General features: G+C 54.8%; 1 protein-coding gene and 1 pseudogene. One reads left to right on the top strand and one right to left on the bottom strand.

Annotated elements, in window-relative coordinates:
* Positions 1-95: 95 nt before the first annotated feature.
* Positions 96-950 (bottom strand): annotated as a pseudogene (locus IWX85_RS20070) (IS630 family transposase); the annotation flags it as partial.
* A gap of 442 nt (positions 951-1,392) precedes the next feature.
* Here IWX85_RS20070 and IWX85_RS20060 point away from each other — a divergent pair.
* Positions 1,393-2,058 carry a hypothetical protein gene (locus tag IWX85_RS20060; protein WP_196870974.1) on the top strand — a complete coding sequence of 222 codons (666 nt, stop codon included), beginning with the start codon at positions 1,393-1,395 and terminating at the stop codon, positions 2,056-2,058.
* The last annotated feature ends 46 nt before the right edge of the window (positions 2,059-2,104 follow it).

The raw sequence follows: 2,104 nt of genomic DNA, 5'->3' as shown, positions 1-2,104 counted from the left end.
ACCCAGAAACCCCACAAATCAAGGAGCTTCGAAACACGCAAAAAGTAGCCTGACTCACTTCACTTCAGGCGACAACTTCCTTGACAGCCACCGCGGGTGTAGCTGGGCAGGTAAAACAGCTCAATCTGATCGTGCCGCTCAACCACCCACTCCTTGACCAGGCGGCTGTGATGCACTCTAAGGTTGTCCAGTATCAGAAAGACTTTTTTGCCTGCCTCGTTGACCAGGGCCTGTAAAAATTCGATGAGTTTTTCGGCATCAAACGCCTCATCAATGATTATCCAGCGCGCCTTGCCCTGATTGGTGACTGTGGCGATCATCGAGAGCTTGTGGCGGGTGCCGCCCACAGCCATGGCTACCGGGGTTTTGCCCGCTGGCGAGAAGCTCCTACCGCGCACATCGGTATTGACCAGCGCTGTTTCATCGCCCCAGTGAATCTCAGCGCCCTCACTTCTTGCGCGTTGCTCAATGGCGGGGTATTCGCCTTCCAGCCAAGCCTGCACTGCCGCTGGGCTTTGCTCGTAAGCGCGCTTGATGGGCTTTTGCGGCGTGAAGCCCCAGCGGGTGAGGTATTTGCCGATGCTGCGCACTTGCAACCTGATGCCAAATTCCTGTTCGATGAGTTGACCGACGGCGCCGCGGCTCCAGAGGTGAAAATCCATTTTGAGTTGCTCTGGACGCGTGTCGATGATCAGGCGCTGGATGGCGTCTTCTTGTGCCTGATTGAGGACTCGACCATCACCTTTGGCACGCCCGCGCAGCCCGGGTTTGAGGGCACTCCAGCCACCCGACTCAAACAGATCAATGGCTGAGCGCACTGTCGGATAGCTCAGTCCGACCAACTGCACAATTTGCATGATCTTGATGCCCTTTTTGTGAAGCCTTGCAACCTGCTTTCGCCGCTCGTGGAGTTGCTCCAATGTCTGGTTTCTTGCGTCTTCTTTTTCCATTAATGATGGACTAGAAAATCATGCAAAGTTCAAACTTTATTGGGCCTTATCTATAAGAATGTGTTTTTTCACTATTGATCCGGCCCTGTGAAGTTCTAAGCGGCATAACGAACCCGGCGATCTTGGAAGTAGCCAATGATTCGCTGCGGGGTGCTTTCAAGCATCATCATTTGCTCATTGGTAGCCTAGCGTAATTTAGCTTTGGTTTGACCTTTCCTTTGAAAAACGTATCCCTTGCTGAGTGGTTCAATTCAAGGCAGCTAGGCAAGGCATGATCATTCGGTTGTTTTAATTCTATTTCGCATCGCAAAGGTCAACCATGGCAAGCACAGAAATCCAGGCAAGCCCGGCTGCACCAGGCGCCGCAAGCCAAACGCTGGGGCAGCGAATCAAGCGGCGGCTTTTTATTCTTTCCTTTTGCGGCCTTGGCGTGCTTTACGTTTTGACGCTGGCAAACGATCAGGTCCATGGAGCGGGGTATCGCGTCATCGAGGGGCTTCTTGCCTCGACCGTTTCGAATGCAACGGTTGCCCAGGTGTTGGGCCGCAGTTCGAACGCTGCCCGGCAAAGGGATGCCGCAGTGGCCACCGACAAACTCATGCGGGAAAAGGAAATTCTGGTGGCTTCGAGCAAAGCGCTGCAAGCCAGGGAACTCGCTTTGGTCAAATCCATCGAACAGGCCGAGGCGGCCAACGGTGCGTTGAAGCGCACGGCCCAAGTCAGGGCTGGCGCTGTGATGAAAGCCTCGAAGCGGCTTGCGCTGCGCGCTGTGACCAATGCCGCGCGCAATGTGTCGTCCGTCTTTGCCGAAGCGATCCCGGTCGTGGGAACGGGCATCATGTTGGGCGTGACGGCCTGGGATGTGATCGATGCCTGCGACACCATCAAAGACATCAACGAACTGAGCAGCGTGTTTGAGCATCCGCAGGAAGATTCGAGCAAGGTCTGCGGCATCAAGGTGCCCACCCAGCAAGAAGTGCTCAGCGGGGTGCGGGGCAACGCCAAGGCGGTTTATCAATCCGCATCGTATGCCCTGGGGTCGTCACAGAAAACGGAAAATAAAGCACTACAAGGGCGTTTCCCGAAGTCAAGCAGCACTTTTTCCTGACGACCTGCATACACGAGTCGTCTTATGCCGAAAACCAACGGGTAAA

Source organism: Polaromonas sp. CG_9.11 (assembly GCF_015752225.1).
In the GTDB taxonomy this organism is placed as follows: domain Bacteria; phylum Pseudomonadota; class Gammaproteobacteria; order Burkholderiales; family Burkholderiaceae_C; genus Polaromonas.
The sequence above is the reverse complement of the archived record's forward strand: the minus strand, read 5'-3'. Positions and strand labels throughout refer to the sequence as shown.